Below are 26,800 nucleotides of genomic sequence, written 5' to 3' on the forward strand. Positions count from 1 at the left end.
GAGACCTCGGGCGTCGCGCACTTCGCGTACGACGACGAGGAGACCTGCATCGCCGAGGTCCGCTACCTCATCGGGATGCTGCCCTCCAACAACCGGCAGAACCCGCCCGCCCAGCCCACGCGTGACCCCGCCGACCGCCGCAACGACGGCCTGCTCGACCTCGTTCCCCTCGACGGCAACCGCCCGTACGACATGCACAAGGTCATCGAGGAGCTCGTCGACGACGGCGACTACCTGGAGATCCACGAGCGCTGGGCCCGCAACATCGTCTGCGCCCTGGCCCGCATGGACGGCCAGGTCGTCGGCATCGTCGCCAACCAGCCCCAGTCACTGGCCGGGGTGCTGGACATCGGCGCATCCGAGAAGGCCGCCCGCTTCGTTCAGATGTGCGACGCCTTCAATATTCCCGTCATCACGCTCCTGGACGTCCCCGGCTTCCTGCCGGGCGTCGACCAGGAGCACGGCGGGATCATCCGCCACGGCGCCAAGCTGCTGTACGCGTACTGCAACGCGACCGTGCCCCGGATCTCCGTCATTCTGCGCAAGGCGTACGGCGGCGCCTACATCGTCATGGACTCCCAGTCGATCGGCGCCGACCTGACGTACGCCTGGCCCACCAACGAGATCGCCGTCATGGGTGCCGAGGGCGCCGCCAACGTCATATTCCGGCGGCAGATCGCCGGTGCCGAGGACCCGGAGGCGATGCGGGCCCGCATGGTCGAGGAGTACAAGGCCGAACTCATGCACCCGTACTACGCCGCCGAGCGAGGGCTCGTGGACGACGTCATCGACCCGGCCGAAACCCGGGAGGTGCTCGTCAAATCCTTGGCGATGCTCCGCAACAAGCACGCCGAGCTGCCCTCCCGCAAACACGGAAACCCGCCGCAGTAAAAGGAATCGCCGGGGCGCGGGGCGCGAGAGCCCGCCGCGTCCCTGAGGCCGTGGTTCCGTGGGTGGCGCAGCTGGTCGGACGCGTGCGGATGTGACCGCATATGACAGGTAACCGGTCCGGAGCGACGCGTCCGCGACCGGCCCCGGAAATCAGCCACCGAGAGTTCGCCACCGATCACCCGTGTCGAACTCCTGGACGGGTAATGTGATCCCGGAATTCCTCGGGGTGGGGGAAACGGGAGGCCCGGTGGGGGAACGGTTCTTATTCAAAATCCTTGGCCCACTCATGGTGACGTCGGGCGAGCGAAAGGTGGCCATCGGCGGGGCACGTCAACGGACCACGCTCGCTCTGCTGTTGCTCAATCCCGGTCGAACCGTGCCGGTGGACACTCTGGTGCACGAAGTGTGGAACGGGAATCCTCCCGCCACCGCCCGTACCCAGATCGCCATCGTCATCGCCGCGCTCCGCAAGACGTTCAAGGCGCAGGGCGCGAGTGACGACACCATCGTGACCGCGCATCCGGGATACCTCCTCGATGCCGAGAGCCACTACATCGACTCGGTGGAGTTCGCCGATCTCGTCGCCCGGGCGGAGGCCGACACGCGGGAGCAGCGCCTGGAGGACGCGGCGAGCCGGTACCGGCGTGCCCTCGACCTGTGGCGCGGGCCCGCGCTCGCCGGGGTGTCCGGGCTGCTCGTCGAGGAGGAGGCCAACCGTCTCGGCGAGTACCGGCTCAACGCCTACGACGACGCCACCGCCGTCCAGCTGACGCTGGGGCGCCACTACGAGCTGCTGCCCGAACTGGGCGGAGTCGTACAGGAGAACCCGCTGCGCGAGCGGACCCGGTACCACCAGATGCTCGCCCAGTACCGGGCGGGCCGGCGCGCGGAGGCCATGGAGTCCTACCGGGAGGCGCGCGAGCAGTTCATCGAGGAGCTCGGTCTCGAACCGGGCCCGGACCTCCAGGAGCTGCACGACCTGATCCTGCGCGACGACCCCTCACTGGCACCGGCCGACGGACCGGTATCCGTCGTGACCGGGGCCGCGCAGCCCGAGGTCGTCGTGGTCCCCTCCGAACTCCCCCCGGACGTACCCGGGTTCACCGGTCGTGAGGCCGAACTCGCCGCCCTGGACGCGCTGATGATCGCGTCCGATGCCGCGCTCCAGACCCCCACCGTCGGCCTGATCACCGGTGTCGCCGGGGTCGGCAAGTCCGGCCTCGCCCTGCGCTGGGCGCACCGGGTCGCCGACGACTTCCCCGACGGGCGGCTCTTCGCGGACCTGCGCGGCTACGACGAGCAGCACGAGCCCGCATCCGTCGCCGACGTCCTCGGCCGCTTCCTGCGCTCGCTCGGCGTGCCGGGGCAGCAGATACCGGAGGCGTTGGAGGAGCGGATCGCGCTCTACCGCAGCCTGCTCACCGACCGCCGCGCGCTGATCGTCCTGGACAATGTGCGCACCCATGCCCAGGTGGCCCCGCTGCTGCCGGGCAGTGGTGCCAGTTGTGTGCTCGTCACCAGCCGCGACCAGCTGGAGCAGCTGGTGACCTGGCCGCAGGAGGCCCGCGTCCACCTGGGCGTCCTGCCGCCCGACGCGGCCATCGAACTCGTGGCCAAGATCACCGGCGAGGAGCGGGTCGCCGCCGCCGGCGCGGACGCGGCCCGTCTGGTCGAGCTCTGCGACCGGCTGCCGCTCGCCCTGCGCATCGGGGCCGCGCGCCTCGCGTCCAAACCGCACTGGTCGGTACGGCACATGGTGGTGAGGCTCAGCGACGAGCGGCGCAGGCTCGACGAGCTGAGCCAGGGCGAGTCCCGGGTACGGGCCGGGTTCGAGCTCAGCTACCGCTACCTCTCGCCCGACGCGGCCCGCCTCTACCGGCGGCTCGGCCTCGCCGACGTACCGGACTTCACGTCCTGGGTGGCCGCCTCGCTGCTCGACGTGGACGTGATCGACGCGGAGCTGCTCCTGGAGGACCTGGTGGACACCCAGTTCCTGGAGGTCGTGGGCGTCGACGCGACCGGCCGGCTGCGGTACCGCTTCCAGAACCTGCTGCGCCTGTACGCGGGCGAGCGCGCCCGGGAGGAGGAGACGGCCGAGGCCTGGCGGGACGCCTGCCGTCGCGTCTTCCGCACCGCCCTGACCATTGCGCGCGAGGCCCACCGGAGGGAGAGCGGCGGGAAGTTCGGCATCGTGCACAGCGGCACCGAGCTGGGCACCATCGACACGGACCTGCTGGAGGAGCTGCTCGCGGACCCGCTGGCCTGGTTCGAGGCGGAGCGGCTCTGCCTGGTGGGCATGGTCGAGCAGGCGGCCCGGATGGGCATGGCCGATCTCGCCTGGGACCTCACGGGGTCCGCGTCGGTGCTCTTCGAGACGCGCAGCTACGTGGAGAACTGGCAGAGCTGCGCCGTCCACGCGCTGGAAGCGGCCCGGACCGCCGATGACCGGCTGGGCCAGGCGGTGATGCTCCACCACATCGGGGCCGCCGCGCTGATGCGGCTGAGCATGGACGAGGCGAAGGCGTGCTCCGAGGAGGCGCTGGAGCTGTACCACGACATGGACGAGGGACTGGGCCGGGCCCTGGTGCTGCGGAACCTCGCGGTCGTCCACCGCCTCCAGGGCGATCCCGACGCGGCGGCGGACCGGCTGCGTGAGGCGCTGCCCATCTTCCGCGAGGCCGGGGACCTGTCGTCGGAGTCGTCCGTCCTCCAGAACATGGCCCAGCTGGAGCTGGACCGGGGCAACTACGAGGCCAGCCTCGGCCACGCCCGGGACGCGGTGGGGGTCGCGGAGTCCATGGACCCGGGCGCCTCGCGCAGCCTCGCCCAGTGCCTGTACCGGCTGGGCAGCGCGCAGCTCCTGTCCGGACGGGCGGAGGAGGCCGAGGCGTCGTACCTGCGCGTGGAGGAGCTGTCCCGGGCGAAGGCCGACACCCACGGCCTCGCGCACGCCCTGTACGGTCTCGGCCAGGCCCGGGTGGCGCTCGGCGCGCTCGAATCCGCCGAGGCCGCGTACGTCCAGGGGCGCAAGGTCGCCCGCAGGCTCGGCAGCCCCGTGGTCGAGGGATCGATCCGGCTCAAGCTCGGCGTACTCCTGCGGGAGCTGGGCCGGGACGGCGAGGCCCGAGCCGAACTCCAGGGTGCCAAGGAGCTGTTCACCCGCAGGGGGGCCACGCACTGGCAGGAGGAGGCCGCACGGGAACTCGACCGCTTCCCGGAGGAGGTCCCCGGCGAGTAATCCGGCAATATCCCGCTGATAAGCCGGATGCCTAGCGTCATCACAGAGATTCAGTTCCCGAGAGCTGTGGAGTCTGTGATGCCGCCTACCCCCGGGGTGCCCTCCTTCGCCGTGATCCCCGGCGCGCAAGTGCACCGGGTCCTCGACGGCCGGCACGAGGAAGTGGTCCGGCTGATCGAGTCGGCCTACCGCGTGCACGGTGCCGGCGACACGGTCAACCCGCCGTCCTACTTCCTGCGCTTCCCCGATCGCCCCACCTCACGCATCATCGCCCTGCCCGCCTCCCTCGGCGGCGGTGCCCCCGTCGACGGCATCAAATGGATCTCCAGCTTCCCCGAGAACGTGGCGGCCGGGATACCCCGGGCCTCCGCGGTGCTCATCCTCAACGATCCGGAGACCGGCTATCCGCTGGCCTGCCTGGAGAGTTCCATCATCAGCGCCGCCCGCACCGCCGCCTCGGCGGCGCTGGCCGCGGCCAGGCTCACCGAAGGGCGTGAGCGGCCGCGCCGCATCGGCTTCTTCGGGACCGGCCTGATCGCCCGCTTCATCCACCAGTACCTCGTGGGCACCGGCTGGAGCTTCGAGGAGACCGGGGTGTACGACCTGTCGGCCGAGCACGCCAGGGGCTTCGCCACGCACCTGGAGCGCGAGGGCGACAACGGCACGGTGACCCTGCATGCCGGCCCCGAACAGCTGATCCGCTCCAGCGACGTCGTCGTCTTCGCGACCGTCGCCGGAACCCCGCACGTCACCGACCCGGCGTGGTTCGGCCACAGCCCACTGGTCCTGCACGTGTCGTTGCGCGACCTGTCGCCCGAGGTGATCCTCTCGGCCGTCAACGTCGTCGACGACATCGACCACTGCCTGAAGGCCGATACGTCCCCGCACCTCGCCGAACAGCTCAGCGGCAACCGGGAGTTCATCGACGGAACCCTGTACGACGTGCTCACCGGCGACCTGAAGATCCCCGGCGACCGGACCGTGGTCTTCTCGCCCTTCGGGCTCGGCGTCCTGGATCTCGCGGTCGGCGGACACATCTACGACACCCTGCGCGCCGACGGCGAACTCGCCGTGGTGGACGACTTCTTCCACGAGATGCGCCGATACGGCTGAGGAATGAGACGACAGTGACCACTCTGCTCGACAGCCCGCCCCGGCCCGCAGGGCCCGGCCGGGGCCCCATCACCGTACGCGTGGAGGAGACCGCTCTCGCCCCGCACGAACCGCTCGACCTGTACGCCGCGCTGCGCGAGCGGTCGGCGCACGACGTCTTCCTGCTGGAGAGCCGCGAAGGCCCCGGGCAGTCCCCCGGGGCCACCGTCGTCGGCCACGGACTGCTCGCCGAGATCCGGGTGTACGCCGACCGGATCCGCGCCGACGGTGCCGACGCCGTCGTCGCCGCGTTCCTCACGGCCGCCGACGGACTCGGCCTCGCCCCGCGGCCCGGCAACGAGCGCGGTCTGCTCCACGGCGACCAGGTCTGGCAGGTGCTGCGCGCCGCCCAGGACCTGTTCACGGTGGAGACGCACCGGCCCCGCGACAGCTACGCCTTCGGATTCCTCGCCACCTTCGGCTACGGCTCCGCCTGGCACATGGAAACACTGCCCGACCGGGGCGACCGGGACGACGCCGAACCCGACATCGTGCTCGGCCTGTTCCGTGAGACCGTCTGGTACGGCCCGGAACCGGGCGTCGTGCGCAGGCTCACCGCGCACAGCGACGCCTTTCCCGACCCGGCGCCCTTCGACCCGGCGCCCTTCGCCCCGGCCGAGGAGGCGGCCGGGGCGGCCGTCGCCGTCGGCACGCTCCCCGAGGTCCTGCCCGAGGCACCCCGACCGCACTCCGTACGGGACAGCTGCGACGAGGAGACGTTCCTCGCGCGGGTCGACCGCTGCCTGGAACACATCGGCGTCGGCGACATCTACCAGATCCAGATCGGCCACCGCATCGACGTCGAGTCCGACCTCGAACCCTTCGAGGTCTACCGGCGGCTGCGCGGCCGCAACCCGTCCCCGTACATGTACCTCGTCCCGCGCGACGGGCGCACCGTCATCGGAGCCAGCCCCGAAGTGCTCTTCCGGACCGGGGGTGGCCGGGTCGTCATGCGGCCCATCGCCGGGACCGCGCCGCGCAGCGGCGACCCCGGCGTCGACGAGGCCCGGGTCGCCCGGCTCGTCGCCGACGAGAAGGAGCGCGCCGAGCACGTCATGCTCGTCGACCTGTGCCGCAACGACATCGGCCGGGTCTGCCTGCCCGGCACGCTGGAGGCCCGGGGGCTGATGACGGTCGAGACGTACTCGCACGTCTTCCATCTCGTCTCCACCGTCGAGGGCACCCTCGCCCCCGAGGACGACACCTGGTCCGTGCTGCGCGCGACCTTCCCGGCGGGCACCGTCACCGGCGCCCCCAAGATCCGCGCCATGGAGATCATCGAGGAGCTGGAGAGCGAGCCGCGCGGTATGTACGCGGGTGCCGTCGGCCTCGTCGACCTGCGCGGCTGGAGCCAACTCGCCCTGTGCATCCGGACCGTCGTGCACGACGGCCGCAGCGGCACCTACTCCACCCAGAGCTGCGCGGGCATCGTCGCCGACTCGTCCCCCGGGGCCGAGTGGCGGGAGACCCTGCACAAGATGGGCGCCGCCTACTGGGCGCTGACCGGTGAGGAGCTGTTGCCGTGAAGGTCCTGCTCGTCGACGCGTACGACAGCTTCACCCACATCATCGACCAGTACCTGCGCACCCTCGGCGCCGACACCGACGTCGTCCGGTCGCATGCGCGTACCCCGCAGCAGCTCGCCGGCCTCCGGCCGGACGCGGTCGTCCTCGGCCCGGGGCCCGGCCACGCGGCCGACTCGGGACATGTGGAGCTGGTGCGCACCTTCGCCGGGTCCGTGCCGCTGCTCGGTATCTGCCTCGGCCACCAGGCGATCTGTCTGGCGTACGGAGGCCGGGTCACGGTCGCCGAGCGGCTCAAGCACGGCAAGACCAGCCCCGTGCGCCACGACGGGGCCGGGGTGTTCGAGGGACTGGAGCCGGTCATGACCGCCACGCGCTACCACTCGCTGATCGCCGACGAACCGCTGCCGCCCCCGCTGATCGCCACCGCGCACGCCCTGGACGACGGCTATGTGATGGGGCTGCGGCACCGCACGCTCGCCGTGGAAGGGGTGCAGTTCCACCCCGAGTCCATCACCACCGTCGGCGGACTGCGGCTCCTGGACAACTTCCTGACGGCCGCCCGCCGGGCCGGCCCCGCACGGGAGGAGACCGATATGCGGAACTCACGGTCCGGATCGACCGAACGTTTAATTCCATGAAGGCCGGTGGAGTGGGCGAACCCGTTCGGTACGTCGTCGATTTATTCATGAGTAACAAATTCCTTTTACTGGAATACGAGGAACCGCTTGTGTGCGAAGATCCATTCATGTGGCGCCCGTGCGGGAGTTCGCGGGTGCGCGAGCGGCTGCCGTTTCCGTAGGGGCACGGGTGTGCTGTCCTTCCCGCAGGTTCGGCCCAAGGGTGGGACAAACGGCATGAATCGGCCTGCGATCCGCCCCTCGGTCGCGCGTGATCCCTCTCGGCCTCGCCATCCCGCCGGCTGGAATGTACCGGTCCGGACGGGGCTGAGCAGCGGTTATATCAAATTTATTGTCGGGCCGTACGGTGGGAAGTCCTGGCGATAATGCATCGAAACCGGCTCTTCCTAATGTTCTGGTTGTCGGAACGAACCGCAGCAGTTCATAGGGGGAAGAAATCATGAAGCTCGACGCGATCACCGGGAAGATCCAGAAGACCGTCGTCGTGACGCTCGCCGGTGCGGCGATATTCGCCACCGTGCAGACCGTCGCGGAGAACGGCCGGGGGGACCACGGAACTTCCTACACCGTCAACGCCGCCGCCACCCCGCTGGACGACCCGTGGCACCCCGGCTCCAAGCTCGCCCCGGCGTCGACGCTGGACGACCCGTGGCACCCGGCGCCGGCCCTGGCGTCGAACGACTGACCCGAAGAAGGAGAAGACCAGTGAGTGCCACGACACCGGAACCGGACCGCTCCTGGCCCCCGTTGCTGGGGCAGGTGCTCGACGGCAGGGATCTGACCGCCGCCGACACCACCTGGGTGATGGACCAGGTGATGCGGGGCCGGGCGACCGACGCGCAGATCGCCGGCTTCCTGGTGGCCCTGCGGGCCAAGGGCGAGACCGTGGGCGAGCTCGAAGGGCTCGTACACGGAATGCTGGCCCATGCCGTACACATCGACGTGCCGGGGAGGACCGTCGACGTAGTGGGCACCGGAGGCGACGGGGCACGCACGGTCAACATCTCCACGATGTCCGCGATCGTCGCGGCGGGAGCGGGGGCACGGGTCGTCAAGCACGGCAATCGTGCGGCGAGTTCGGCCTCCGGCTCCGCCGACGTCCTGGAGGCGCTGGGCGTCACACTGCGGCTCCCGCCCGAGCGGATCGCCGCCGTGGTCGACGAGGCCGGTATCACCTTCTGCTTCGCGCCGGACTTCCACCCGGCGATGCGCCACGCGGCGGGGCCGCGCAAGCAGCTCGGCATCCCGACCGTCTTCAACGCGCTGGGCCCGCTGACCAATCCGGCGGGGCCCACCGCGCAGGCGGTCGGGGTCGCCGACGCCCGGCTGCTGCCGCTGATCGCGGGAGCGCTGTCCCGCGCCGGCGGCCGGGGCCTGGTCTTCCGGGGCGACGACGGGCTCGACGAGCTCACCGTCACCACCATGTCGACCGTGCTGACCGTGGACGGCGGGAACATCAGGCGGGAGCGCTTCGACCCGCGTGACGTGGGGATCGCGCTCGCACCGCTGGAGGCACTGCGGGGGGAGGACGCCGCGTACAACGCGACCGTCGCCCGCCGCGTCCTCGACGGCGAGCGCGGCCCGGTCCGGGACGCGGTCCTGCTCTCCGCGGGCGCCGCGCTGGTGGCGGGCGAACCCACCGGGGGCCGCCCCGTCACCGAACGCCTCGGCTGGGCGGTGGAAGCCGCGGGCCGGGCGATCGACTCCGGCGCCGCGGCCGACACCCTCGACCGGTGGGTGCGCGCCACCGCGGCCCCGCACTCCCCGGTCACCGAGGTCCCCGCGGCCCGGGTCGCGACGGCGGCGTAACCGGGTACGAGGAAGGATGCGGACCGTGGACGGCGCCATGGCGGTACTCCCCGGGACATCGGAGGGTGCGGCCATGGCGCGTCCGCGCCGGTCACCGGGCAGGGGTGGGCTCAAGGGCCTGGTCCGGCTCCTGGTCCACTTTGCCGGCCGCGACCGGCTGCCCGCCGTCCTGACCGGACTCCGTCCGCGACGACCCACGGAACTTCTCACCCCGGATCCAGGAGAGGGCCGGCGATGTGATGCCCGTGGTGATCAGGGCCATCAGCACCAGCATGGTGAACAGTTCGGGCCCGATCACACCGAGTTCGAGCCCCAGGTTCAGGACCACCAGCTCGGTCAGGCCCCGGCAGTTCATCAACGCGCCGATCGACAGGGAGTCGCGCCAGGGCTGGCCCGCGAGCCGGGCCCCGCCCGTGCTCCCGCCCCACTTGCCGATCACCGCGACGGCGAGCACGGCTCCCGCCCACAGCCACTGGACCGGGTCGCCGGCCAGCAGTGAGACATCGGTGCGCAGACCGGTGGCGACGAAGAACAGCGGCAGCAGCACCGGAACCGAGAACGCGCGCAGCCGCACCGTGCAGCGTTCGATGGCCCTGGATCCCCGAGGAGTGACCAGACCGAAGACGAAGGCACCGAACAGCGCGTGCACACCGATCTCGTCGGTGACCAGTGCGGAGAGGCACAGGCCGCTGAAGAGGACGACGAGGACCACCCCGTCCACCATCCGCTCGGCCCGCTTCGCCCAGCGGGCGAGCAGCGGACGCAGTGCGTAGACCATGAAGGCGAGGTGGACCGCGGCGAGCGCGGCCGTCGTCAGCGCGTCGGCGGGCGAACCGCTCGTCGACACCGCGACCACCGCCGCCAGCAGGCACCAGGCGGTCACGTCGTCGACCGCCGCGCACGCCATGGCCAGCGAGCCGATCCGGGTGCCGCACAGGCCCCGGTCGGTGAGGACGCGGGCGAGGACGGGGAACGCCGTGATGCTCATCGACACGGCGATGAACAGCACGAACGGCAACCGTCCCACGCCCGGCGGCGCGAACGAGCCGAACATCGCGAGGGCCAGGAGCGAGCCCAGGACCAGTGGCAGGGCGATGCTCGCCTGACTGACGGCGAGCGCCGTCCCGCGGTGGCCGCGCAGCGCGCCGAGATCCAGTTCGAGGCCGACCAGGAACATGAAGGCCAGCAGGCCGATGTTGCCGAGGGCGCTGATGAACGGCAGCACCGACTCGGGGAACAGCCATGCCTGCGCCGCGGGCGAGATCCAGCCGAGCAGCGACGGCCCCAGCATGATGCCGAGGGTGATCTCGCCGATGACCGGCGGCTGCCCGAGCCTGCGGAACAGCTGGGCGCCCGCCTGGCACGCCAGGATCACGACCGGGACGGCGATCAGGAGATCGGGCAAGGGGTCAGGTGCCGACATGGCCGGCTCCTTCCCTTGCGTCCGCCGTGGCGTCCGACCAGCGTGCGTAGCGGCGCCGCCCGTACAGCAGCGGCTGGGCGGACTCGTCGACGGTGACCCGCCGCACCTGCGCGAAGACCGTGGTGTGGTCCCCGACCGCCTCCGTACGGACCACCGCGCAGTCGGCGATGGCGTGCGCGGCCTCCGTCAGGTGCGGGCCGCCCGCGCCCAGCGGCAGGCGCCACTCGCACAGCGCGAACCGGTCGGGGTTGCCCGAGGCGAACAGGTCGGACGTGTCACGGGCCTCCTCGTGCAGCAGGTTGAGGGCCAACTGGCCGCTGGAGAGCACGGTTTCGGTGGTGGGGCTCGCCGTGCGCAGGCAGATCACGAGCGTCGGCGGGGACAGCGCCACGCTCGCCAGCGAACTGCAGGTCATCCCGCGAGGCGTACCGTCGGGGTCGAGCGTCGTCACCACGGAGACGCCGGAGGGAAAACCGCCCATCAGTGGGCGTATGTCGGCTTCCGGAACGGGCCGGTCGGTCATGGGCTTTCTCCTGTCGAAGACGTGTGCCGTGCGCCCGGCAGCCGGCCGGAGAGGGGTCCCGGCTGCCGGGCACGCGGTGCGGCACGGCTACTTGCCGTGCAGCTGGCGGAGCGCCTCAAGGGTGCTCGGCAGGGAGTTGAGGAGTTCCTGCTGCTCCTGCTTGACCCGGGAGAACATGGCCTGCGCGGCGGCCACGGACTCCGGCTTGTGGTGGAGGATCGGCAGCGGTGCGTCCGGCTCCAGGCCGAGCCCCGCGAAGATGCAGTAATAGCGCTCGTTGGTCCAGAAGTTGCGGAATTCCGCCTCGAAGTTCCCGTAGTACGTCGAGTCGTCCGTGACCGCGGAATTGACGGGAAGCCCCGCCTTGTACGCGTCGATCTTCTCGCGGATGCTCTCGGGGAGCTTCAGCTCCTTGTTGGCGCGCCAGAAGGGCGAGTCGTTGCGCGGCGCGAAGTAGAAGTGCGTCTGGATGAAATCGCGGGTGTCGTCGAACATCACCTCGATTTCCTTGTTGAAGTTGTCGACCAGAACCTGGTTGAACGTCTTGTCCGGGAAATGCTTGGCCAGCTGGTAGGCGGCAGCGGTGATGAAGTAGATGCCGGTGGACTCCAGCGGCTCCACAAAGGCGCTGGAAAGGCCGATGCCGACGACGTTCTTCACCCAGGCACGGCGGTTGCGGCCGACCCGGAACTTCACATGGTTGAACTCGGTGGTCTCCGGGTCGAGGCCCCACAGCTCACAGAACTCGGCGGTGGCCTCCTCCTGTGTGGTGAAGCGGCTGGAGTACACGTAGCCGGTGCCGAAGCGGCCCAGCATCGGTATCTTCCAGGTCCATCCGGAGGACATCGCGATCGCCGAGGTGTACGGCTCCACGCCATTGGCCTCGTCGTCGTGCGGCACGGCCGTGGCGACCGCGCGGTCGCACAACAGGTGGTCGCTCATGTCGATGAAGGGCTCCTCCATCGCCTGGTTCATCAGCAGGCTGCGGAAGCCGGAGCAGTCCACGAACAGGTCCGCGTCCAGCACCCGGCCGGCCTTGGTGTGCAGGGCCTTGACGAAGCCCCGCTCGTCCTTCTCGACGCGCGTCATCTCGTCCTGGACGTGGTGCACACCCTGCTTGTCGGTGGAGAACCGGCGCAGGAAGTCCGCGACGAGCGCCGCGTCGAAGTGCCACGCGTACCGGGTGGGGGAGGAGCCGTCCAGGTGCCGCGGCGACTTCTTGGCGTCCATCAGCGGCGCCTCGCGGAAGCAGGCGTAGTCGTACGGCTCGTCCGTCCTGCCCTCGTACTTGTTCTTGAACCAGTAGTGCGACATCGGGATGTTGTTGTGGTCCGGGCTGATGCCGAACGGGTGGTAGAAGTGGTCCGGGCCGCCCTTGTCGAGCTCGCGCGGACCCGCCTGACCCCGGCCCGGAGTACGCCAGTTGATGAAGCGGACCGCCATTTTGTAACTGGCGTTGCACTCGCGCATCCACTCCTCCTCCTCGATTCCGAGAAAGTCGAAGAGAACGCGGTGCAGATTGGGCACGGTCGCCTCGCCGACACCGATGCGAGGAATGCTCGGAGCCTCCAGGACCGTGATGTCGACCGTGCTCTGGAGGGCCTTGCCGAGATAGGAGGCGGTCATCCAGCCGGCGGTCCCGCCGCCGAGGATCACGACCTTCTTGATGGCGTTGTCTGTTGCGGTGGAGGTGTCCGTCATATCGAATTCCCTCTTCTCGCCGGAGCGGTGGTGTCGGAACTGTGGAGATGGCCAGAGTCGGCAGCATCCCTACGGCACTTCTATAAACCGGCGGAAAAGGCTGAATGAGATCGATGGGCGTCGGTATGTATGGAGTACGTATAGCGCGCGGCCGCACTCTGGGACCTGTTGATTCCGCACTCGTAACTCCCAGCAGAGGATGGCTGCATCACATGCCGTGCACAGAACGGGAGCCAGAGACGGGGCTGAAAGGAATCCTTTCCACCGTGGGAGGAACCCCGCTCGTAGAGCTCGAACGGTTGATGCCGGGGTTCACCTCGCGTGTGTTCGCCAAGGTGGAGCGTTTCAACCCCGGCGGCAGTGTCAAGGACCGCTCCGCGCTGAACATGGTGGCCACGAAGATCCGGTCCGGAGAGCTCGTCCCGGGCCGTTCGACGGTCATCGAGTCCAGCTCGGGAAACCTCGCGATCGGACTCGCGCAGATCTGCGGCTACTACGGCCTGCGGCTCGTCTGTGTGGTGGACACCCGCACCACCCGGCAGAACATCGGGATCCTGCGGGCCTACGGGGCCGAGGTCGAGATCGTCACCGAGCCCGACCCGGTCACCGGGGAACTGCTCCCCGCCCGGCTGCACAGGGTCGCCGAACTCGTGGCGACCACCCCCGACGCTTACTGGCCCGACCAGTACGCCAACCCGCTCAACCGGCGGGCCCACGAGTCCACGATGCGCGAGATCGCCGAAGCCCTCGACGGCAAGGTCGACCAGCTCGTCGTGGCCGCCGGCACCAGTGGCACGCTCGGCGGCTGCACCGAGTACATCCGCCGCCACCGCCTCGGCACGGCCGTCAACGCGGTCGACGCCCTCGGCAGCGTGCTGTTCGACTCACCCGTCGACTGCGCCCGCCTGGTGCCCGGCCACGGCGCGTCCGTCGCGCCCAAACTGCTGCGGCGCGACGACGCCGACCGCGTGGTGCACATCGGCGACCTGGACTGCGTGGTGGGCTGCCGCACCCTGGTGCGCCGCGAGGCGATCCTCGCCGGCGGCTCCTCGGGCGCGGTCGTCGCGGCCCTGGCCCGGCTCGCCCCGGGCATCCCGCCCGGCTCCAACGTCGTGATCGTGCTGCCCGACGGCGGCGACCGCTACCTCGACACGATCTACGACGACGCCTGGGTGCAGCGGCACTTCGGGAACGTCTCCCACCTGTGGGAAGAGCCGCCGGTCGGGGGGCTCGTGAGCCAACTGGCCGATATAGCCCAGTAATAGCGCGTCGCCGCAGGGTTGTTGCACTCCCGAGCAGAACCAGAAGAGCAAGAGAAATCCGAACCGAGACCCGGAGGCACCACATGACCACCCAGATCGCCGACCTGAGCACCGAGCGCAAGGCCGAGATCAAGGAAATCGTCTGCGACATCCTCGAATTGGAGCTCGACGAGGTCACCGAGACCAGCCTGTTCAAGGAGGAGCACGACGCCGACTCCCTGCGCACCATCGAGATCCTCGCCTCCATGGAGCGCAACTTCGGTCTCGTCCTGGAGCAGGCCGAACTCAGCCGCATGGTCAACCTGGCGGGCGTGTACGCCGTGGTCGCGGAGGCCGAGGGAAAGTGAACGAGGCGACGGGCGGCACGGCGCCGCGCACGGCCCCCCGGCACCGGGTGGTGATCACCGGGCTGGGCGTGGTGACCAGCATCGGTACCGGGGTGGACGCCTTCGCCGACGGCCTGCGGGCCGGGCGCAGCGGCGCCAAGCCGATCGGCGCCTTCGACACCACCGGTTTCGCGTACTCCAACGCCTGCGAGATCACCGACTTCGACCCCGACGCCTGGCTGCGCGAACTGGCGGCCGACGAGCTCGGCCGGGCCGCGCAGTTCGCGGTGGCCGGCAGCCGGATGGCGGTCGCGGACGCGGGGCTCACCGAGGACGACGTACGGGCCAGGCGCACCCTGGTCTCGATCGGCACCACCGACGGCGAGTCCCGCGACCTGGACCACCTGATCGGACTGCAGGTCACCGAGGGCGAGGACCGGCTCGACGCCACCGTCGCCCGCCGGGTGTGGCCGGGCCGGCTCTCCGCGGGCATCGTCCGCGAACTCGGCCTGGAGGACGTGGAGACGGTCACCGTCCCCACCGCCTGCGCGGCCGGCAACTACGCGGTCGGCTCCGGCTACGACGCGATCAGCTCCGGCGATGTCGAGATGGCGCTCTGCGGCGGGGCGGACGCCCTGTGCCGCAAGACGTTCACCGGCTTCTACCGGCTCGGCACCATCGCCCCCGACGTGTGCCGTCCCTTCGACGCCGACCGGCAGGGCATCCTGACCGGCGAGGGTGCCGGGATCCTCCTGATGGAGTCCCTGGAGTCCGCGCTGGCCCGCGGCGCCCGCATCTACGCGGAGGTCCTGGGATACGGGCTGTCCTGCGACGCGAGCCACCCGGTCGCGCCCGACCGGGACTCCATCGCGCGCTGCATCACCGCCGCCCACCGCAACGCGGGCATCGAGGCGTCCGACGTCGACTTCATCTCGGCGCACGGCACCGGCACCAAGGCCAACGACGTCACCGAGGTCGGCGCGATCCGGCAGGTCTTCGGCGACGAACTGCCGCGCACCGTGTCGATCAAGTCGATGATCGGCCACACCATGGGCGCCGCGAGCGCGCTGGCCGCCGCGGCCTGCTCCCTCGCGCTCCGGGAGGGCTTCATCCCGCCCACCATCAACCACCGCACGACCGACCCCGAGTGCGCGGTCGACTGCGTCCCCAACGAGGCGGTCGAGGCCCGGCTGCGGGTCGTGCAGAACAACGGCCTCGCCTTCGGCGGGAACAACGCGGTCCTGATGCTCGGCCACTGGGACGAGAACGCGGCCGAAACCCTGCCCGCCGACGCGACGGCGGCGTGAACCGGCCCGACGCGGCCTGAAAGGAGTTGAACGGCATGTCAGCCGACGCGGTCACCACCGCGCAGGACCTGGTCGTTTCGGGCTGGGCGGTGTCCTCCCCGTACGGGCTGGGCCGGGACGGGTTCACGGCCGGACTGCGCGAGGAACGACGCGCCGTCGCCGCCCTCGACGGCGACCAGTGGCCGGTGCCCTACGAGGAGGCCGGACTCATTCCCGGCTTCGACATCAAGGCCGTACTCGGCCGCAAGGGCACCCGTTCCATGGACCGGGTCACCGCGATCGCCGCCACCACCGTGGGAATGCTCCTGGAGGAGTACGGGACGGGCCTGGCCGCGGACCCCGAGGGCACGGGCCTGGTGCTCGGCACCTCCGGCAGCGTCCAGTCGATCATGGACTTCACCCGGGACGCGCTCACCGGCAAGGCGCCCTACCTGGTCGACCCCGCCAGGTTCCCCAACACGGTGATGAACTGCCCCACCGGGCAGAGCGCCATCCGGCACGCGCTCAAGGGCCCCAACGTCACCGTCTCCGGCGGCGCCGCCACCGGGCTGCTCGCCCTCAACTACGCCTCCCGGCTGCTGCGTGGCGGCCACGCCACCGCACTCCTCGCGGGCGCCGCCGAGGAGTTCTCGGTACAGCGCGCCCGGCTGGAGCAGGTCGCCGACCACGGCGGCAGCGCCGCCGAACCGCTCGGCGAAGGCGCGGCTCTCTTCCTCCTGGAGAGCGGGGCCGCCGCCCGCGACAGCGGCCGGACCGTCCTCGCCACGGTCCTCGGCTGCCGCTTCCGCGCCTTCCACCGCACGGACCGCGCCTCCGCCGTGCTGAAGAACTGCGTCGACGACGTCCTGGCCGATGCCGGGGCCGTCCCCGACGACATCGCGCTCATCGCCCCCGGTACCCCGCCCGGTGCCTTCGGCAAGGAGGAGGAGGCGGCCCTGGCCGGCCTCGCCGCGCCGCGCCTCGCGATCCGTTCCCTCCTCGGCGACACCACCGCGGCCACCGCCGCCTTCCAGCTCGCCGCCGTCCTCGCCGAGTCGTCCGCTCGTCCGGAGCTGGCGGACCGGCTCGCCCTGGTCACCGCCGTCGACCGGGACGGCACCGTCGGCGCGGCCCTGCTCCGCCTCGGCTAGGGCGCGCCCGAGACGCCGAGCCGCACACCGCATCGCCTCCGTACGCCCCCATCCTCCCGCGCAGCACTCGCAGAAAGGGCACGCACCATGTCCGACACTCCCAGGCCGGTCGCCCTCGTCACCGGCGGATCGCGCGGCATCGGGCGGTCCGTCGTGGAGGTCCTGGCCCGCGACGGGTACGACGTGGCCCTGTGCTACCAGTCCCGGGCGGAGGCGGCCCTGCTCGCCGAGAAGGCGGCCGGGGAGCACGGGGCCCGGACGCTGGCCCGCCGCGTCGACGTCACCGACCGGGACCAGGTGCGCGCCTTCGTCGCCGAGACCGAGGACACGCTCGGTCCGGTCGAGACCCTGGTCACCGCGGCCGGCATCGTCCGGGACAGCAACCTGGCCACGCTCGCCGACGACGACTGGGACGCCGTGGTGCGCACCAACCTCGACGGCACGTACAACTTCGCGAGGACGCTCGTCTTCCCGATGATGAAGCGCCGCCGGGGCACCGTGATCACGCTCTCCTCGGTCGCGGCCCAGGGGCAGGCCGGCCAGACCAACTACTCGGCCTCCAAGGCCGGGATCATCGGCTTCACCAAGGCCCTCGCCAAGGAGGGCGGCCGGGCCGGGCTGCGCGCCAACACCGTGGCCCCCGGCTTCATCCGTACCGACATGACCGGCGGGCTCTCCGAGAAGTACGCCAAGGAAATGACCAGGCACATCCCGCTCGGCCGGTTCGGGGAGCCCGAGGAGGTCGCCGAACTGGTGGCGTTCCTCGCCTCCGACCGGGCCGCCTACATCACCGGACAGGTCTTCTCCATCGACGGCGGCCTGGTCGTCTGAAACCCCGGTCCTCCCGTGATCCCAAGGAGTTCGCCATGACCGCCCGCGCCGCCAAGCCGCCCCGGTTCTATTTCAACCTGCGCAGCCCCTACAACTTCTTCGCCCTCGCCGACCTGGAGCGCGACCACCCGGAGCTGCTCGACCGCGTCGAGTGGCGCCCGTTCTGGGAGCCGGACGCGACCAGCGAGAAGCTCCTCGCCGAAGCCGCACCCGGTGTCGAGTTCCCGTTCCACCCGATGTCCCGCGCCAAGCAGTTCTACATTCTGCGCGACGTGCGCAGGCTCGGTGCCGCACGCGGCCTGGCGCTGACCTGGCCGGTGGACCGCAACCCCTGGTGGGAGCCGGCCCACCTGACCTGGTTCCTCGCCGAGCGCGAGGGGCTCGGCCGCGCCTGGGTCGAGCGCGCCGGGCGGGCCCGCTGGCTGGAGGGGCGCGACATCTGCGACCCGGACGTGGTGCGCGAACTGGCCGAGGAGATCGGCCTGGACGGTACGGAGGTGGCCCAGGCACCCCACCACCCGCTCGTGCGCGAGCAGGGCGTGCGGGCGCTGCTGGACGTGCACCGCGACGGCGTCTTCGGCGTCCCGTACTTCATCAATGGAAGCGAGCCGTACTGGGGCCTGGACCGCGTCACCGACTTCGCCGCGTCCTTCGGGCCCGCCCCCGCGCCCGCCGCCCCCGAGCCGCCCGCGGTGCCCGCCGCCGGCCGGACCACCGACATGAGCCACGCGGGAGGCTGCGGATGAGCACCGTGACCGGCACCGACGAGCGCGCCACGGCCGGGGGCACCCTGCCGCTGACCGCCATCCAGGAAGCGATGTGGACCGCGTACCGCGTCGCACCGGAGAGCGCCGCCTACAACATCGTGATGCCTCTGCTGCTGCGCGGAACCGTCGACCCGGCCGCCATGGACGCGGCGGTCACCGCCGTCGGCGACCGGCAGGAGCTGCTGCGCTCGGTCTTCACCGAGCAGGACGGCACACCGGTGCGCACCGCCGCCGAACAAGCCCTGGTCCACCTGGAGTTCAGGGACCTCGACGGCATCGACGGGGAGGGGCTGCGACGGGCCGTGGAGGAGGCGGGTGCCCGCCCCTTCCGGCTGGAGTCCGGCGCCTTCCGGGTCGTGCTGCTGCGCCGCTCCGACGAGGAGTGGGCGCTGGTGACCGCCGCCCACCACATCGTCAGCGACTTCACCTCGCGCTGGCTGCTCGTGCGCGACCTGCTCGACGCGTACACCGGGATCTCCACCGGAAACCCGCCGGCCTGGCGGCCCGTCCCCGGCTCGTACGCCGACCACGCCGCCGAGGAACTGCGCCACACCTCGTCCGAGGCGGGGCGGCGCGGCGCGGCCCTGTGGCGCGAGTCGGTCGCCGGGGCGCCCGCCGCCGAACTTCCCCTTGACCGGCCGCGGCCCGCCGTGCGCTCCCTCAAGGGCGGCACCGTGGTACGCGTACTCGACCCGGCCACCGCCCAGGGTCTCGACGCGGCGGCCGACGACGCGGGGGTCACCCCGTTCGCGTATCTGCTCGGCGTCTTCCAGGCACTCACCCACCGCTGGACCGGCCAGGAGGAATTCGTCCTCGGGGTGCCCGCGACCAGCCGGATGGGCAAGGCGCAGCGGGACGTGATCGGCTGCTTCCTCAACACCATGCCGGTCCGGGCCGAGTTCGACGCCGCCAGCACCTTCCGGGGCACCGCCGCGCTGGCCGGCGAGCGTGTGATGCGGGGCATGGTCAACGTTCGCTACCCGTGCGCCCTGGCCTTCCCGCAGGCCACCGTCTTCCGGACCGCGCTGTTCCTGGTCCAGATGGACCGGATGGACCCGCCGGTGCCCAACGTCCCGCCGGGACAGGTCATCGGCCCGTCCATCGGGTACAAGGGGCTGGACATCGCCCTCATCGACGTCCCGCAGCAGGAGGGTCAGCTGGACCTGCTGCTGCGCATCGAGCAGACCCCGGACGGTGTCACCGCCGTCTTCTCGTACGACACCGACCTGCTCGACCGCACCACGGTCGAGCGGTTCTCGGACGGCTACGAGCGGATGCTCGCCGCGGCCGTCGCCGACCCGGGCACCCGGATCGCCGACGTGGAACTGGCCGGACAGGACGAGACGGCCGCGCTGCTCGCCCTCGGCTCCACCTCCTTCGACGACGTCGCCGATTTCGACGACTTCGAATCCTTCGAGAACTCCTGGGAACTTCGATGACCATGCGCATCGCGATCGTGGGTGCGGGACTCGGCGGGCTGACGGCCGCCGCCGCACTGCACCACCGGGGCCTGGACGTCCAGGTCTACGAGCGGGGGGAGGAGCTGCGCGAGCAGGGCGTCGGAATGCATCTCGGCCCCAACGGCACCAGGCTGCTCCAACGTCTCGGCCTCGGACCGGAGCTGGAGCGGTGCGCGGTGCGCCCCGAGGCCCTGGAGGTGCGGGCCTTCCACAACGGTGCCACGGTGGCCCGCCAGGAGATGGGAGAGGCCTGGCAGGAGCGGTTCCGCGCTCCCTACTACACCGTGCACCGCGGCGACCTGCACCGGATGCTGTCCTCACGCGTCCCCGCCGAGCGGGTGCACACCGGCAAGGAGCTCGTCCGGTACGAGGAGACCGTGTACGGGGTCGTCCTGCACTTCGCGGACGGCACCGACGCGCACGCCGACGTACTGATCGGCGCGGACGGCGTGCACTCGGCGGTCCGCCGCGCGGTCGCGGGCGCCGACGCCCCGGTCTACTCCGGCAACAGCGCCCTGCGCGGTGTGGTCGACGCCGTCGATCTGCCGGACCTGGACCCGGCCCTGATGTACATGTACGCGGGTCCCACCGCGCGCGTGCTGCTCTACCCGGTCACCGGGGGCCGGCAGTTCACCTACGTCGTGGTGACCCCGGCGGCCGAGGGCGCCGCGGAGTCGTGGACCAGCGCGGGCGACCGTACCGACCTCGACGCCGTCCTGACCGGCTGGGACCCGGCCGTGCGCGCGCTCGCCGACGCGGCGGGCGAGGTGCGCCGCTGGGCGCTGTACGACCGCGAGCCGCTGGAGCGGTGGAGCACCTCCCGCACGACGCTGCTCGGCGACGCGGCCCACCCGATGCTCCCGCACCACGGGCAGGGCGCCAACCAGGCAGTGGAGGACGCCGTGGCGCTCGCCGTCTGCCTCGAAGGGGCGGCGCCCGGAGCGGACGGCATCGCCGCCGCGCTGCGCCGCTACGAGGAGGCGCGCAGGCCGCACACCACCCGGGTGCAACTCGGCTCCCGGACCGGGCAGCGGCCCCCGAAGGACGCGTCCGAGCACCGCCGCATCGACGCCGAGAGCGTCGACTGGGTCCTCGACCACGACGTCGAGGCGGCCCTCGGTGCGGCGGCCCTTCGCGAGGCGGAGGGCGCACTGCACCAGGCGGCCTGACGAAGTGTCAGGACGCGTACGACCAGGGGCCCCTGGCGCTCTCCCCGCGCCAGGGGCCCCGCGGTGTCCGGGGACGGCCCAATACATGGCCGGCATAGGGCCCGGATAGCTCTCCGTCCAACCATGGCCATAGCAGATCACCTGAAGGGACACCGAACTGATGAGCGATCAGCAGACCGAAGAGACCGTGTACCGCGTCGTTCTCAACGACGAGGAGCAGTACTCGATCTGGTGGGCCGAGCGCGCCCTGCCGGCCGGCTGGCACACCGAGGGTACCGAGGGAACCCGCGAGGAGTGCCTCGCACGCATCACCGAGATCTGGACCGACCTGCGCCCGCTGAGCCTGCGCCGTCGCATGGACGCCACCGCCGCCTGACCCCTACTGGCCGCCGGATCCGAGGCCGGGCCCGTCCCCCCGCCGCGCCGCCCGATCCCGATGGAGGAGAGACTGTGAACGACCGTACGCTGTCGGGTTCGGACACCGGTGCAACCGCTGCCCGGACCGTGACCGCACCCCTGCTGCCCGAGCTGTTCGCCGCGCAGCGCGCCCGCACGCCCGGTGCGACCGCCGTGATCGACGCCGACGGAAGGGTGGTCACGTACGCCGAACTCGGCGCGCGTGCCGACCTGTTCGCCGCCCGGCTGCATGCCCTGGGGGTGCGCCCCGGCGACTTCGTGGGCGTGTGCCTGCGCCGCGGCCCCGACCTGGTCGCCGGGCTCCTCGGCGTCTGGCTGGCGGGCGGCGCGTACGTGCCGCTCGACCCGAACCACCCGGAGAGCCGGATCGCCCTCGTCCTGGACGACGCGCGGGCGCCGGTGGCGCTCGCCGAGCGGGCCACCGCCGGCAAGCTGCCCGCGGCCGTCCGGCTGCTGCTCGCCGAGGACGTCACCGACGAACAGCCGGACACCAACGGCGAACCGGCGCCGGGAGCACCGGAGTTCGTCGCCGAGCCGGCCCGGCCCGCCTACGTCCTGCACACCTCGGGTTCCACCGGCCGCCCCAAGGGTGTCGTCGTCCCGCACGAGGGCATCGCCAACCGGGTGCGCTGGCTCGCCCACCGCCACCGGCTCGGCCCCGCCGACCGCGTCCTGCTCAAGACCACCGTCGGCTTCGACGCCGCCGGGCTGGAACTGTTCTCCCCGCTCGTCGGCGGCGCCGCCCTGGTGCTCGCCCCCGACGGCGCCGAGCGCGACCCCGCGACCCTGCTCGCCGCCGTCGCCGACCACGGCGTCACCGTCCTGCAGGGCGTCCCCTCCGTCTACCGGCGGCTCGTCGAGGAACCCGGCTGGGAGCGCGCCACCGCCCTGCGCCTGGTGTTCAGCGCCGGTGAACCCCTCCACGCCGACCTGTGCCGCCGGATCCTCGAACGCGTACCCGGCGTACGGATCTGGAACACGTACGGCCCCACCGAGGCGTCCGTCGACATCACCGAGCACCTGTGGGACCCGGCCAAGGACACCGGCGCCGTCCCCATCGGACGCCCCATCGGCAACATGCGCGTGGTCGTCCTCGACCCGGCGGGACGGCCGGTGCCCGTCGGCGTCCCCGGCGAACTCCACGCGGGCGGCATCGGGCTCGCCCTCGGCTACCTCGGCCGTCCCGACCTGACCGCCGAACGCTTCGTGCCCGACCCGCACAGCGGGGGACAGCGGCTCTACCGCACCGGCGACAAGGTGCGCTGGCGTGCCGACGGGGTCCTCGAATACCTCGGCCGCCTCGACCAGCAGGTCAAGGTCAACGGCGTACGCATCGAGCCCGGCGAGGTCGAGGCCGCGCTCGCCGCCCACCCCTGGGTGCGCGCCGCCGTCGCCGCCGCGGTGCCCGACACCGCCGGCGGGGGCCACCGCCTGGCCGCCTGGATCCAGCCGCGCGGCGAGGCGCCCCGCCCCGACGAGCTGCGTGCCTTCCTGCGCCGTACCCTGCCCGACGTCCTCGTGCCCTCCGTGTTCGTGACCGTCGACGAGTGGCCGCTCACCGCCAGCGGGAAGACCGACCGGGGCGCGCTGCCCGACCCGGCCGAGAGCCGTACCGAGACCGCGCACGTCCCGGTGCGCGACGCCACCGAGCGGGCCGTCGCCGAGATCTGGGCGGACCTGATCGGCATCCCCGCGGGGGATATCGGCGCCACCCACGACTTCTTCCAGCTCGGCGGCTCCTCGCTGATGCTGACCCGGCTCTCCGAGAGCCTGTCCGCGTCGGCGGGCACCCGCGTCCCGCTGCGTGCCCTGTTCACCGCGACCACCGTCGAGACCCAGGCCGCGCTTGTCGGCCGCCGGGCCGACCCGGCCGGCGACCACATTGCTGAAACGGTCCTTCCCGTACCGCGCAAGCCCGAGGGCCTGCCGCTCTCACCCGGTCAGCAAGGCATGTGGCTGCTCGACCGGCTGCGCCCCGGCAGCTCCGAGTGGAACGCCCCCGTCTTCCTCACCCTGCCCGCCGAGTACAGCGACGCCACCGTCGCCGCCGCCCTCGGCGCACTCGCCGACCGGCACGAGATCCTGCGCACCCGCTACGTCCTGTGCGGCACCGAGCCCGTCCAGATCGCCGACGCGCCCGGCACCCGGCCGCCCCGGCTGCGCACCGCGCTCGCCGCGACCGCCGACGAGCTGAACGCCCTGGTGCAGGAGGAGTTCGCCCGCCCCTTCGACCTGGAGAACGGCCCCGTCTGGCGAGCCCTGACCGTACGCCGGGGGACCGAACACCTGCACGTGATCCTCTCGCTGCACCACATCGCCTGCGACGGCTGGTCCTCCGTCGTCCTGGAACGCGACCTCAAGGCGCTCGCCGAGGCCGCGCACACCGGCACCGACGCCCGCCTGCCCGAGCTGCCGGTGCAGTACGCCGACCACGCCGCCCACCGGCGCGCCCGGCTCACCGACACCTTCGTCGCGCGCGAACTCGACCACTGGAAGCGGGTGCTGGACGGCATCGCCGCACTCGACCTGCCCACCGACCGGCCCCGGCCCCCGGTGCGCGACGCGCACGGCGCCGTCCACCTCTTCACCGTCCCGGCCGCGCTCACCGAGCGCGTCGCGGCCCTCGGCCGCAGTTGCGGGGCGACCCTCCAGCAGACCCTGCTCACTGCGTTCGCCGCGCTCGTCGCCCGCCTCACCGGCCGCTGGGACGTCCCCGTCGGCATCCCCGTGGCCGGCCGGGAGCGGCCCGAGGTCGCCGAGGTCGCCGGGTTCTTCCTCAACACCCTCGTCCTGCGCTGCGACGCCGGCGCCGACGACACCTTCCACGACGCCGTCGTACGGGTCCGCGACACGGCCCGCGAGGCCTTCGCCCACCAGGAGCTGCCGTTCGACCGGCTCGTCGCCGAACTCGACGAGAGCCGCGACGCCGCCCGCACCCCGCTCTACCAGGTCATGTTCGACCTGCACGAGGAGGGCCGCACCGGCACCGCGACCTCGTCCGGCGACCTCGACGCCTTCCGGGGCGCCTGGCAGGCCGCCCGCACCGACCTCACGTTCGTCGTGCAGCGCCAGGACGACGGCTCCCTGCTCGGCATGGCCGAGTACGCCACCGCCCTGTTCGACCCGGCCACCGTCGAGCGGTTCTCCGCCTGCTGGACCCGGCTGCTGGAGACGGTCGCCGAAGACCCGTGGGTACGGCTGGGCACCGCCGACATCCTGCCCGCCCCACTGCGGGCCGAACTCGTCGCCCACGGCCCCGGCCCCGCCGACCCGGGGGACGTCCCCACCGACATCCACGACGGCGGCGTGCACACCGCGATCGCGGAGGTGGCCCGGCGCTCCCCGCAGGACCCGGCCGTCGTGTGCGGCGACGAGACCTGGACGTACGAACGCCTCACGCGCCGCGCCGAATCCCTCGGCCACCGGCTGCGCGACCTCGGCGCCGGTCCGGAGACCACCGTCGCCGTGCTGCTCGGCCGCACCCCCGACCTGCTCGCGACGATCCTCGGCATCTGGCACGCGGGCGCCGCGCATGTGCCCCTCGATCCGGGCGCGCCCGACGACCGGCTCGCCCATGTGCTCGCCGACTCGCAGGCGGGCGTCCTGGTCACCGACACGGCGGGTGCCGCCCGCCTGAGCGGCGTCCACCGAGGCGCCGTCCTCGACCTGGCCACCGACCCGGAACCGGCGGCCGGACCGGCGGCCGACGCCGAGCCGTTCCCCGCCGGCGACGGCGGACGCCTCGCCTACCTGATGTACACCTCCGGCTCCACCGGCCGCCCCAAGGGAGTCGCCGTCGAGCACCACGCCCTGCTGCGGACCCTGCGCGCCTTCCAGGCCCACCTGGACTTCGGACAGGGCCCCGACGACGCCTACCTCGCCCTGTCGCAGCCCACGTTCGACATCTCCTGGACCGAGCTCGTCATGCCGCTCGTCGCGGGCGGCCGGGTGGTCCTCGCCCAGGAACACGAACTGCGCGACCACCGCGCCCAGCTGGCCCTGCTCGAACGGCACGGCGTCAGCCACCTCCAGGCCGCGCCGCCGCACTGGCAGATGCTGATCGACGCCGGGTTCGGCCGCCGCCCGCTGGTCGGCAAGACCGGTGGTGAGGACTGCCCGCCCGCCCTCGCCCGTGACCTCTCGCGCAGGCTGCGGCGGTTCATCAACGAGTACGGACTCACCGAGACGACCATCGCGTCCACCCGGTGGGACGCCCACGACACCGCGCGGTCCACACCGATCGGCCGCCCCTACCCGCACTGCACGGTCCGCGTCCTCGACGAGCACCTCGTGCCCGTGCCGTACGGGGTGACCGGCGAGCTGTGCATCGGCGGGGCCGCCCTCGCCCGCGGCTACCACGGCAGGCCCGACCTGACCGCCGCCGTGTTCGTCCCCGACCCGTACGGCGAGCCCGGCGCACGGCTCTACCGCAGCGGCGACATGGCCCGCATGCTGCCCGACGGCACGCTGGAGTTCGCCGGGCGCGCCGACGGCCAGGTCAAGATCCGCGGCAGGCGGGTGGAGACCGGTGAGGTCCAGGGCGTCCTGGCCGAGCACCCCGCCGTCGCCCAGGCCGTGGCCGTCGTCCACGGCACCGGCCCCGACGCCGCGCTCGTCGCCTACTGGGTGCCCGCCGACGACACCCCCGTGCCCGGAGACAGCGAACTCCTGGACCACTGCGCCCGCAGGCTGTCCGACTACATGGTCCCCGTACTGCTCGTGCCGATCGCCGCCGTGCCGCTCACCCGGCACAACAAGGTCGACACCGCGGCCCTGCCCGTGCCCGACCTGACCGCCGCGCTCGCCGACGAGCCGTACACCGCGCCCGAAGGTCCCGTCGAGGAGATCATCGCCGGGATCTGGGCCGAGGCGCTGCACGGACCGGGCGCCGTCGCCGGCCACCGGATCGGCGCCCGCCAGGGGTTCTTCCGGATCGGCGGCAACTCGGTGCGCGCCGCGCAGGTCATCGCCCGCATCCAGGAGGAGTTCGACGTCGAACTGCCCCTGCGCGCCGTCTTCGAACGCCCCACCGTCGCCCGGCTCGCCGAGGCCGTGGAAGAGGCCGTGACGGCCGAGATCGAGACGCTCACCGAAGCCGAACTTGCCCTCGCCCACAGGGAGTACCAGCCGTGACCGCACCCACCGCGCCGCCGCAGCCCACGCAGGAGGAGCTGCGCGCCGAGCTCCTGCGCCGCCGCCTCGCCGGGCGCGCCGGGCGAGGCGCCGGGAC

General features: G+C 72.0%; 20 protein-coding genes. 17 read left to right on the plus strand and 3 right to left on the minus strand.

Going from position 1 to position 26,800, the window contains the following annotated elements:
• From ABZY11_RS28865 to trpD, 7 genes are all read left to right on the plus strand, one after another.
• The coding region (locus ABZY11_RS28865) for a carboxyl transferase domain-containing protein (RefSeq protein WP_356481942.1) at nt 1–891 on the plus strand (891 nt) is incomplete at its 5' end.
• A 286-nt stretch (nt 892–1,177) separates the two neighbouring features.
• Nucleotides 1,178–4,129 carry a BTAD domain-containing putative transcriptional regulator gene (locus ABZY11_RS28870; protein WP_356481943.1) on the plus strand — a complete coding sequence of 984 codons (2,952 nt, stop codon included), beginning with the start codon at nt 1,178–1,180 and terminating at the stop codon, nt 4,127–4,129.
• 78 nt (nt 4,130–4,207) lie between these two features.
• On the plus strand, nt 4,208–5,242 hold the full coding sequence (gene sbnB, locus ABZY11_RS28875) for a 2,3-diaminopropionate biosynthesis protein SbnB (protein WP_356481944.1): 1,035 nt from the start codon (nt 4,208–4,210) through the stop codon (nt 5,240–5,242).
• Nucleotides 5,243–5,256: 14 nt separating this feature from the next.
• Complete coding sequence (locus tag ABZY11_RS28880) at nt 5,257–6,807, plus strand: anthranilate synthase component I family protein (protein WP_356481945.1); 1,551 nt, start codon at nt 5,257–5,259, stop codon at nt 6,805–6,807.
• Nucleotides 6,804–7,445, plus strand: coding sequence for an aminodeoxychorismate/anthranilate synthase component II (locus ABZY11_RS28885; protein WP_356481946.1), 642 nt, complete (start codon nt 6,804–6,806; stop codon nt 7,443–7,445). The genes ABZY11_RS28880 and ABZY11_RS28885 overlap by 4 nt, the downstream gene beginning before the upstream one ends.
• Before the next feature lie 439 nt (nt 7,446–7,884).
• A complete protein-coding gene (locus ABZY11_RS28890; RefSeq protein WP_356481947.1) occupies nt 7,885–8,130 on the plus strand; it encodes a hypothetical protein in 246 nt (81 codons plus the stop codon).
• A gap of 20 nt (nt 8,131–8,150) precedes the next feature.
• Nucleotides 8,151–9,254, plus strand: coding sequence for an anthranilate phosphoribosyltransferase (gene trpD / locus ABZY11_RS28895; RefSeq protein WP_356481948.1), 1,104 nt, complete (start codon nt 8,151–8,153; stop codon nt 9,252–9,254).
• A 91-nt stretch (nt 9,255–9,345) separates the two neighbouring features.
• Here the strand turns inward: trpD and ABZY11_RS28900 are convergent, their stop codons facing one another.
• The 3 genes from ABZY11_RS28900 to ABZY11_RS28910 all read right to left on the minus strand — a co-directional run bounded on the left by ABZY11_RS28900 (nt 9,346) and on the right by ABZY11_RS28910 (nt 12,901).
• Nucleotides 9,346–10,677, minus strand: coding sequence for a cation:proton antiporter (locus ABZY11_RS28900; RefSeq protein ID WP_356481949.1), 1,332 nt, complete (start codon nt 10,675–10,677; stop codon nt 9,346–9,348).
• A complete protein-coding gene (locus tag ABZY11_RS28905) occupies nt 10,664–11,200 on the minus strand; it encodes a flavin reductase family protein (RefSeq protein ID WP_356481950.1) in 537 nt (178 codons plus the stop codon). The genes ABZY11_RS28900 and ABZY11_RS28905 overlap by 14 nt, the downstream gene beginning before the upstream one ends.
• Nucleotides 11,201–11,287: 87 nt before the next feature.
• Entirely contained in the window at nt 11,288–12,901 is a 1,614-nt protein-coding gene (locus ABZY11_RS28910; protein WP_356481951.1) for a tryptophan halogenase family protein, read from the minus strand.
• A gap of 212 nt (nt 12,902–13,113) precedes the next feature.
• Here ABZY11_RS28910 and sbnA point away from each other — a divergent pair, with 212 nt between their 5' ends.
• The 10 genes from sbnA (at nt 13,114) to ABZY11_RS28960 (ending at nt 26,703) form a co-directional block, all read left to right on the plus strand.
• A complete protein-coding gene (sbnA, locus tag ABZY11_RS28915) occupies nt 13,114–14,163 on the plus strand; it encodes a 2,3-diaminopropionate biosynthesis protein SbnA (RefSeq protein WP_356481952.1) in 1,050 nt (349 codons plus the stop codon).
• Nucleotides 14,164–14,246: 83 nt separating this feature from the next.
• On the plus strand, nt 14,247–14,510 hold the full coding sequence (locus ABZY11_RS28920) for an acyl carrier protein (protein WP_356481953.1): 264 nt from the start codon (nt 14,247–14,249) through the stop codon (nt 14,508–14,510).
• Nucleotides 14,507–15,796: a beta-ketoacyl-[acyl-carrier-protein] synthase family protein gene (locus ABZY11_RS28925; protein WP_356481954.1), complete on the plus strand. Its 1,290-nt coding sequence runs from the start codon at nt 14,507–14,509 to the stop codon at nt 15,794–15,796. Before ABZY11_RS28920 ends, ABZY11_RS28925 begins: the two co-directional genes overlap by 4 nt.
• A 35-nt stretch (nt 15,797–15,831) precedes the next feature.
• Nucleotides 15,832–16,926, plus strand: coding sequence for a beta-ketoacyl synthase N-terminal-like domain-containing protein (locus ABZY11_RS28930; RefSeq protein WP_356481955.1), 1,095 nt, complete (start codon nt 15,832–15,834; stop codon nt 16,924–16,926).
• Nucleotides 16,927–17,013: 87 nt separating this feature from the next.
• Complete coding sequence (gene fabG / locus ABZY11_RS28935) at nt 17,014–17,757, plus strand: 3-oxoacyl-ACP reductase FabG (RefSeq protein WP_356481956.1); 744 nt, start codon at nt 17,014–17,016, stop codon at nt 17,755–17,757.
• Nucleotides 17,758–17,792: 35 nt separating this feature from the next.
• Nucleotides 17,793–18,503, plus strand: coding sequence for a DsbA family protein (locus tag ABZY11_RS28940; protein WP_356481957.1), 711 nt, complete (start codon nt 17,793–17,795; stop codon nt 18,501–18,503).
• Complete coding sequence (locus tag ABZY11_RS28945; protein ID WP_356481958.1) at nt 18,500–19,963, plus strand: condensation domain-containing protein; 1,464 nt, start codon at nt 18,500–18,502, stop codon at nt 19,961–19,963. The genes ABZY11_RS28940 and ABZY11_RS28945 overlap by 4 nt, the downstream gene beginning before the upstream one ends.
• Nucleotides 19,960–21,153: an FAD-dependent monooxygenase gene (locus ABZY11_RS28950; protein WP_356481959.1), complete on the plus strand. Its 1,194-nt coding sequence runs from the start codon at nt 19,960–19,962 to the stop codon at nt 21,151–21,153. Before ABZY11_RS28945 ends, ABZY11_RS28950 begins: the two co-directional genes overlap by 4 nt.
• A gap of 160 nt (nt 21,154–21,313) precedes the next feature.
• Complete coding sequence (locus tag ABZY11_RS28955; protein WP_326770534.1) at nt 21,314–21,529, plus strand: MbtH family NRPS accessory protein; 216 nt, start codon at nt 21,314–21,316, stop codon at nt 21,527–21,529.
• 74 nt (nt 21,530–21,603) lie between these two features.
• Nucleotides 21,604–26,703 (plus strand): amino acid adenylation domain-containing protein, encoded by a 5,100-nt coding sequence (locus tag ABZY11_RS28960; RefSeq protein WP_356481960.1) that lies wholly within the window; start codon nt 21,604–21,606, stop codon nt 26,701–26,703.
• Nucleotides 26,704–26,800 lie beyond the last annotated feature (97 nt).

Source organism: Streptomyces sp. NPDC006510 (assembly GCF_040611955.1).
GTDB lineage: Bacteria > Actinomycetota > Actinomycetes > Streptomycetales > Streptomycetaceae > Streptomyces.

Bases quoted from the DNA above. Each gene is read 5' to 3' on its own strand.
- ABZY11_RS28930 (WP_356481955.1), top strand. From the start codon at position 15,832: ATGTCAGCCGACGCGGTCACCACCGCGCAGGACCTGGTCGTTTCGGGC.
- fabG (WP_356481956.1), top strand. From the start codon at position 17,014: ATGTCCGACACTCCCAGGCCGGTCGCCCTCGTCACCGGCGGATCGCGC.
- ABZY11_RS28920 (WP_356481953.1), top strand. From the start codon at position 14,247: ATGACCACCCAGATCGCCGACCTGAGCACCGAGCGCAAGGCCGAGATC.
- ABZY11_RS28905 (WP_356481950.1), bottom strand. From the start codon at position 11,200: ATGACCGACCGGCCCGTTCCGGAAGCCGACATACGCCCACTGATGGGC.
- ABZY11_RS28910 (WP_356481951.1), bottom strand. From the start codon at position 12,901: ATGACGGACACCTCCACCGCAACAGACAACGCCATCAAGAAGGTCGTG.
- sbnB (WP_356481944.1), top strand. From the start codon at position 4,208: ATGCCGCCTACCCCCGGGGTGCCCTCCTTCGCCGTGATCCCCGGCGCG.
- ABZY11_RS28945 (WP_356481958.1), top strand. From the start codon at position 18,500: ATGAGCACCGTGACCGGCACCGACGAGCGCGCCACGGCCGGGGGCACC.
- sbnA (WP_356481952.1), top strand. From the start codon at position 13,114: ATGCCGTGCACAGAACGGGAGCCAGAGACGGGGCTGAAAGGAATCCTT.
- ABZY11_RS28950 (WP_356481959.1), top strand. From the start codon at position 19,960: ATGACCATGCGCATCGCGATCGTGGGTGCGGGACTCGGCGGGCTGACG.
- ABZY11_RS28955 (WP_326770534.1), top strand. From the start codon at position 21,314: ATGAGCGATCAGCAGACCGAAGAGACCGTGTACCGCGTCGTTCTCAAC.
- ABZY11_RS28900 (WP_356481949.1), bottom strand. From the start codon at position 10,677: ATGTCGGCACCTGACCCCTTGCCCGATCTCCTGATCGCCGTCCCGGTC.
- ABZY11_RS28890 (WP_356481947.1), top strand. From the start codon at position 7,885: ATGAAGCTCGACGCGATCACCGGGAAGATCCAGAAGACCGTCGTCGTG.
- ABZY11_RS28870 (WP_356481943.1), top strand. From the start codon at position 1,178: ATGGTGACGTCGGGCGAGCGAAAGGTGGCCATCGGCGGGGCACGTCAA.
- ABZY11_RS28940 (WP_356481957.1), top strand. From the start codon at position 17,793: ATGACCGCCCGCGCCGCCAAGCCGCCCCGGTTCTATTTCAACCTGCGC.